Origin of the sequence: Halorubrum trueperi (assembly GCF_042662525.1) — an archaeon.
Lineage (GTDB): Archaea > Halobacteriota > Halobacteria > Halobacteriales > Haloferacaceae > Halorubrum > Halorubrum trueperi.
Window position 1 is genome coordinate 1 of record NZ_JBHSXI010000039.1, and the last position, 6550, is coordinate 6550.

6 protein-coding genes are annotated in these 6550 nt (G+C 66.4%); 2 read left to right on the forward strand and 4 right to left on the reverse strand.

The features are described 5' to 3' along the window. Positions 1-421, reverse strand: a 421-nt coding sequence (locus ACFQEY_RS18705; RefSeq protein ID WP_379771525.1) for an IclR family transcriptional regulator, incomplete at its 3' end; no start/stop codon positions are given. Between the two features lie 223 nt (positions 422-644). Here ACFQEY_RS18705 and ACFQEY_RS18710 point away from each other — a divergent pair. Together ACFQEY_RS18710 and ACFQEY_RS18715 are read left to right on the forward strand one after the other, a co-directional pair. Further along, the gene (locus tag ACFQEY_RS18710) at positions 645-1910 is read left to right on the forward strand and encodes an MFS transporter (RefSeq protein WP_379771527.1); all 1266 of its coding nucleotides are present in this window, start codon (positions 645-647) and stop codon (positions 1908-1910) included. Between the two features lie 110 nt (positions 1911-2020). Then, entirely contained in the window at positions 2021-2980 is a 960-nt protein-coding gene (locus tag ACFQEY_RS18715; RefSeq protein ID WP_379771530.1) for a D-2-hydroxyacid dehydrogenase, read from the forward strand. A 7-nt stretch (positions 2981-2987) separates the two neighbouring features. On the opposite strand, the gene ACFQEY_RS18720 is transcribed toward ACFQEY_RS18715, so the two are convergent. From ACFQEY_RS18720 to ACFQEY_RS18730, 3 genes are all read right to left on the reverse strand, one after another. Then, positions 2988-4148, reverse strand: a complete 1161-nt coding sequence (locus tag ACFQEY_RS18720; RefSeq protein ID WP_379771532.1) for an acyl-CoA dehydrogenase family protein — start codon at positions 4146-4148, stop codon at positions 2988-2990. Between the two features lie 220 nt (positions 4149-4368). Beyond that, on the reverse strand, positions 4369-5586 hold the full coding sequence (locus ACFQEY_RS18725) for a mandelate racemase/muconate lactonizing enzyme family protein (protein WP_379771535.1): 1218 nt from the start codon (positions 5584-5586) through the stop codon (positions 4369-4371). A gap of 18 nt (positions 5587-5604) precedes the next feature. Further along, on the reverse strand, positions 5605-6550 hold a 946-nt coding region (locus tag ACFQEY_RS18730), incomplete at its 5' end, for a mandelate racemase/muconate lactonizing enzyme family protein (RefSeq protein WP_379771538.1).

The window sequence follows — 6550 nt, forward strand, 5'->3', positions numbered from 1 at the left end:
ACAGCGGAATACGACTCCCGATACCGGGGTCGGTCCGAACCGCTCGGTCGCCAACAGAGCGCGCGAGGTACACCGCCTTCCCGTGCTCTTCGACGAAGAACTGCGCGCGCTCGCCGGTCTCTTCGGCGATCTCTTCGACCTTCTCCCGCACGAGATCGTAGCCCCGATGGCTGCTTCGCGCCGTGACCCCGAGTTCGAGAAATCGGAGTCCGACGTGGTAGCCGTCGTCGCGCTGCTCCACGTATCCGAGCTCCTCTACCGTTCGTAGGTGCCGGTGAACGGTGCTCTTCGCGTAATCGAGCTCGTCTGCCACCGTCGAAAGCGACGCACCGTCGCACTCGGCCAGCTGTTCTACTATTTCGAATAGAGTCTCTGCGGTCCGAACCGAACCGTTTGCGGCGGTATTCTCTGATTCGTTCATAAGCGAACTTCGGATTGTGTGGTTAAAAAGATTCGATTTAACCGAACGAGGCTGTTCGATACGTTCGAACGAGGATCACGACACGCGGCGACTCTGGGCGATCCATCGACTCACCGCGATGTGACGACTCCGGACGATCCATCGGTTCACCGCACCACCGCGGCAACCGGACCGGACTGCACAAACACGTAGCTTTAATTCGGGTACTCGTGTTGGCGTAGCCGTGGTATCGCCCTCGTCCATCGTGGGAGCGGACTCGGATATCGTCGAAGAACGGCCCTTTCAGCTCCTCCTCCTCATCAACGTGCTCCCGCCGCTCGGCACTGCCCTCCTCTCGCCGGTCCTCGGCTCGCTCGTCGAACCGCTCGGCGCGACGACCGCGAACATCGGACTCATGATGTCCGCGTTCACCGCTCCCTCCATCTTCTTCATCCCGCTCGCCGGAGTCGCCTCCGATCGATACGGTCGGCGACCGGTGCTCATCTTCGGATTGCTCTGGTTCGGGCTCACCGGGACCGCGATCGCGTTCGTCTCGACGTTCGGCGCGGCGCTCGCGCTGCGCGCGTTGCAGGGTATCGGATTCGCCGCGCTCACCCCGATCATCATCACCAGCCTCGGTGACCTCTACACGGGCACGAAGGAAGCGACCGCGCAGGGGCTCCGTTTCACCGGTTCCGGACTGTCACAGACCGCCTTTCCGTTGGCGGCGGGCGTCCTCGTCGGTGCGGCGTGGCAGTACCCGTTCCTCATATACGCCGTCGCGTTCCCGATCGCCGGGGTGGTCTACGTTCTGTTCGAGGAGCCGATCGACGAGACCGCCGGCGACCCCGGCGACGGCGGTGACGACGGCGACGGCATCCGCGAACAGCTCGGCCAACTCGGAACCCTCGTGGGCCACCGCCGCGCGTGGGCGATGGTCGTCGCCCGCGGGACCGCGAACCTCTCCTGGTTCGGATTCCTTACGTACAACTCCATCCTCGTCGTCAACGTGCTCGAGTACACGCCGACAGAGGCCGGCATCCTCGCGGCGCTCGCCAGTCTCACGTACGCCCTCTCGGCGACGCAGGCCGGTCGAATCGCCGCGCTGTTCGACGACCGCCTTTACCCGCTCGTCGCGACGAACCTCTCGATGGGTGCCGGGCTCGCGCTCGTGTTTCTCGCCCCCTCGATCCCGGTTGCCGCGCTCGGCGTGGTGTTCTTGGGAATCGGATTCGGGCTCGTACTCTCGATTTACCGCAGCATCATCACCACGCTCGCGCCGTCTGAACTCCGCGGCGGCCTCGTCAGTCTCAGCGAAGGCAGCGGTCGCGCGGCGGCGACGCTGACGCCGATTCTGATGGGCGCTGCCATCGCGCTCGCGACGTCTCCGCTCGGTTTCGAGGGGGCCGTTCGCGCCGTCGGCGTCGGAACCGGCGTCCTCAGCGCGGGCGGCGGAATCGCCTGTCTTCTCCTGATGAGCTCGGCACCGCCGATCCGCATGAACGAGTGAACGGCCCCGGCGGGTGTCTGCCGTCCTGTCCGTCGACTATCGCCTTGGAACGTCGGAGTGAACCTGCCGCCACCCCTACAACTTAGTCGCCCGGTCGTGACCCCTCGACCATGCCACCGATCGATATCGCAGTACTCGACCACGACGCGCACGGGATCCCGGCCGCGGACTACGCCGCCGAGCTCCAACGGCGGCTACCCGACCGGGAGGTCCGGCTGGCCGCGACTCCCGATGAGCGCCGCAGATTCGTCCGCGAGGCGACGGTGATCGCCGGGAAGCGGTTCAGCGTCGACGACGTCGAGGCGGCACAGAACCTCCGGCTGTTCGCGTGCAACGCCGCGGGGGTCGATCACCTTCCGCTGGAGGCGCTCGCCGATCGCGACGTCGCGGTGACGAACGCGTCCGGCGTTCACGGCCCAAACATCGCCGAGCACGTCCTCGGCTGGATACTCGCGTTCGCGCGTCGGCTCGACGAGGGGTGGCGACGCCAGCGACGACGCGAGTGGCGTCGGTTCCAGTCGTTCACCGAACTCGCCGGCAGCACCGTCGCCGTCGTGGGGCTCGGATCCATCGGGGAGGCGATCGTCGACCGGCTCGCGGGATTCGACGTGTCGACGATCGGCGTCCGACACACCGTCTCGAAGGGCGGTCCGACCGACGAGGTGGTCGGCTACGACGACCTCCCGGAGGTCCTCCCTCGGACCGACGTGCTCGTGCTTGCATGTCCGCTGACCGACGCCACCGCGGGGCTGATCGGCGAGACGGAGCTTGACGCCCTGCCGACGGACGCGGTCGTGGTGAACATTTCCCGCGGCGGCGTGATCGACACGCCGGCGCTGGTCGACGCGATACGGGCCAACGCCATCCACGGCGCGGCTCTCGACGTCACCGACCCGGAGCCGCTCCCGAGCGACCACGATCTCTGGGGGTTCGAGAACGTCTTCCTCACGCCGCACGTCTCCGGGCACACGCCGAAGTACTGGGAGCGGCTCGCGGACATCCTCGTCGAGAACGTCGAGCGAGTCGATGAAACCGGGGAGTACGCGAACCTGCGGAATCAGGTAGCGTAGCGCCGATTCACTGGTAGGCTTGCAGCCCCGTGAGGTCCTCGCCGAGGATGAGCGTGTGGATGTCGTGGGTGCCCTCGTAGGTGTAGACGGTCTCCATGTTCGCCATGTGACGCATCGGCGAGTAGTCCGCGGTGATCCCGTTGCCGCCGAGCACCTCACGGGCGATCCGCGACTGATCGCGGGCCATTCGGACGTTGTTGCGCTTGGCCATCGAGACGTGCTGCGGGCGCATCTCCCCCGACTCCTTCAGGTCCGCGAGGCGGTGGGCGAGCAGCTGGGCGAGCGTGATCTGCGTCGCCATCTCCGCGAGCTTCTGCTGTTGGATCTGGAAGCCGCCGATGGGCTTGCCGAACTGCTCGCGATCCGTCGCGTACTCGCGCGCGGTCTCGAAGGCGTCTTGAGCCGCCCCGATTGCACCCCACGCGATGCCGTAGCGCGCCTGCGTCAGACACGACAGCGGTCCCTTCATCCCCGAGACGCCCGGGAGGACGTTCTCGGCGGGCACCCGGACGTTCTGGAGGCTGATCTCGCCGGTGATGGATGCGCGGAGGCTGAGCTTCTCGTCGATCTTGTTCGTGGTGACGCCGTCGCGGTCGGTCTTGACGAGGAAGCCGCGAACGGGCGTGTCGTCCTCGCTGTGGTCTTTCGCCCAGACGACGGCGACGTCCGAGATGGGAGAGTTCGTGATCCACGTCTTCGAGCCGTTCAGGACGTACTCGTCGCCGTCCGCCTCCGCACGCGTCTCCATCGCGGAGGGGTTCGACCCGTGCTCCGGCTCGGTCAGCCCGAAGCACCCGACGGCCTCGCCGGTGCCGAGCTTGGGCAACCACTCTTCTTTCTGCGCGTCGCTTCCGAACGCGTGGATCGGGTACATGACGAGCGCGCCCTGCACGCTGGCCATCGAGCGCAGCCCGGAGTCGCACGCTTCGAGCTCGCGCATCAACAGGCCGTAGGCCGTCTCACTGACGCCCGGGAGGCCGTAGCCCTCAAGGTTCGGAGCGTAGAATCCCATCTCGCCCATCTTCGGGATGAGTTCCTCGGGGAACGTGCCGTCGATCCAGTGTTTGCCGATGTCGTCCACCTCGCCGTCGATAAACGACCGGGCCGAGTCGACGAGCAGCCGCTCTTCCGACGACAGCGTCGACTCCATGTCGAAGTAATCGAGCATACTCCGACTTACGATCCGAAGGATAAATAACTACAGTTTCCGTTCCACAGCGCGGAACGATTCGGTGTCAGTTCGTCGGCTGATCACGACGTGTCGCCGACCAGTCCCACCGACCACCCGCGTCGACCAGCCCCACCGACCACCCGCGTCGACCAGCCCCACCGACCGCCCGCGTCGATCGATTCCACCCCTCTCGCGGTCGGGATCGCCTATTGGTCCCTCAGAACCCGGTCGTCCCGTCGAGGAGGTGCGCGTCGACGACGTCCTCGTCGAGCTCGATACCGAGCCCGGGCGCTTCCGGCACCTCGATGCGACCGTCCTCGATGAGCGGTTCATCGCGGACCAGCAGGTCGTCCCACCAGTCGACTTCAAGCGCGTGGTACTCCAAGAGGTCGAAGTTCGGCGTGGCCGCGCCGAGGTGGACGCACGCCATCGTCCCGACCGGACTGCAGACGTTGTGCGGGGACATCGGCATGTAGTTCTCCTCGGCGCGGTCGGCGATCCGCATCGTCTCCGTGAGCCCGCCGACCGTCGTCGGGTCGGGAGTGACGATGTCGACGCCGTGCTCGTAGATCAGGTCCGACAGCTCGAACACGCGGAACCGGTTCTCGCCGGTCGCGACCGGGGTCCGCGTGGCCTTGGTGACTTCCTTTTGCGCCCCCATGTTCTCCGGCGGGATCAGGTCCTCGAGCCACATCAGGTCGAACTCCTCCAGCTCGTGGGCCAGCCGTTTCGCGCTCTCGACGGAGTAGTCCCAGTGGCAGTCGAACGCGAGGTCGACGTCGTAACCGATCTCCTCGCGCACGGCCGCGACGATCTCGCGCTTCTCCCGGATCGCGGCGTTCGTCAGCCGGCCGTTGTAGGGGTCGTTCGCGTTGTCCGCGGGAAGGTCGAGGTCGAACTTCAGCGCGGAAAAGCCCATGTCGGTGACCCGGGCGGCCTCGGCGGCGTACGCCTCCGGGGAGTACGCCTCGGCCTCGGCGTAGGCGGTCGCGCCGTCCTCGACGGCGTACGCCTCGCCGGCGTGACAGTCGCAGTAGAGCCGGACCTCGTCGCGGTACTTCGAACCGAGCAGCTGGTAGACGGGAAGTCCGAGGATCTTCCCCGCGGCGTCCAACAGCGCCACCTCGATGCCGGAGGCGGCGGTCACGACCTTCCCGGTGGTTCCGCCGTGTCCGGACATCTCCTGGAAGATGTACCGGACGAGACGTTCGACGTCGAGCGGGTTCTCACCGACGAGGAAGCGGTTGGTGTACTCGACGATCTCCGGGACGCCGCCGCCCCGATAGGACTCGCCGATGCCGGTGACGCCGGCGTCAGTCTCAACCTTGATCAGGTTCCACTCGAAGTTCCCCTCGACGACGCAGGCGTCGATACTCGTGATCTGTACGTCTCGGTCCGGGTCGCGGGTCTCGATCTGGTCTGAGTAGTCTCTCATTTGTGTGTGTGTCGGGGGTCAGTCGTCGGCGAACTTCGCGAGCGCGTCTTTGTCGAGCGGCACGCCGTGGCCGGGGCGATCGGGCAGTTCGATCATGCCGTCGTCGCCGGGCGTTACGGGATCGGCGACCACGTCGTCGAACGCCTTCACGTCCATGTCGCGGTAGAAGTACTCCACCCAGAGGCCGTTCTCGATGGCTCCCAACAGCGAGGCGTGGATGTTCCAGTTGTAGTGGGGCGCGATCTGGATGTCGTACGCCGAGGCGTAGTTGGCGATCTTCAGCCACTCCGTGATCCCGCCGCAGACGGTGACGTCGGGCTGGAGGATCGTCGCCGCGCCCGAATCAACGAGGCGCGCGAAGTTGTGTCGGGTCCCCTCTAGCTCGCCGGTGGCGACCGGGTAGTCGATCCCGTCGTTCACCTCGGCCATCGTGTCGACGCGGTCGATCATCACGGGCTCCTCGATGAAGTACGGGTCGTAGGGCTCGAACGCGCGGCAGTTTCGCAGGGCCTCGGTGGTCGATCCCCAGACGCCGTTGGCGTCCAAAAGCAGGGTGCGCTCGTCGCCGATTTCGTCGCGCACCGCGGCGACCCGATCGGCCTCCTCGTCGACCGATCGGCGGCCGACCTTCATCTTCACCACGTCGTGGCCCTCGTCGAGGTAGCGCCGCATCTCCCTGCGGAGCCCCTCGTGGCCCTTGTCGTCGCGGTAGTACCCGCCGCTGGCGTACGACGGCACCGACTCGGAGTGGCCGCCGAGCAGCTTGTGGAGCGGCATGTCCGCGGCCTTCGCCTTCACGTCCCAGAGCGCGATGTCGACCGTCGAGATGGCGCGCAAGAAGAGCCCGGTCCGCCCGATCTGGACGTTTCCGTCGTACATCTCGTGCCACAGCCGCTCGGTGTCTCGGGGGTTCTCGCCGATAAGCAGCGGTTCGAGGAGGGACTCGACCGCGTCGGCGATGAGG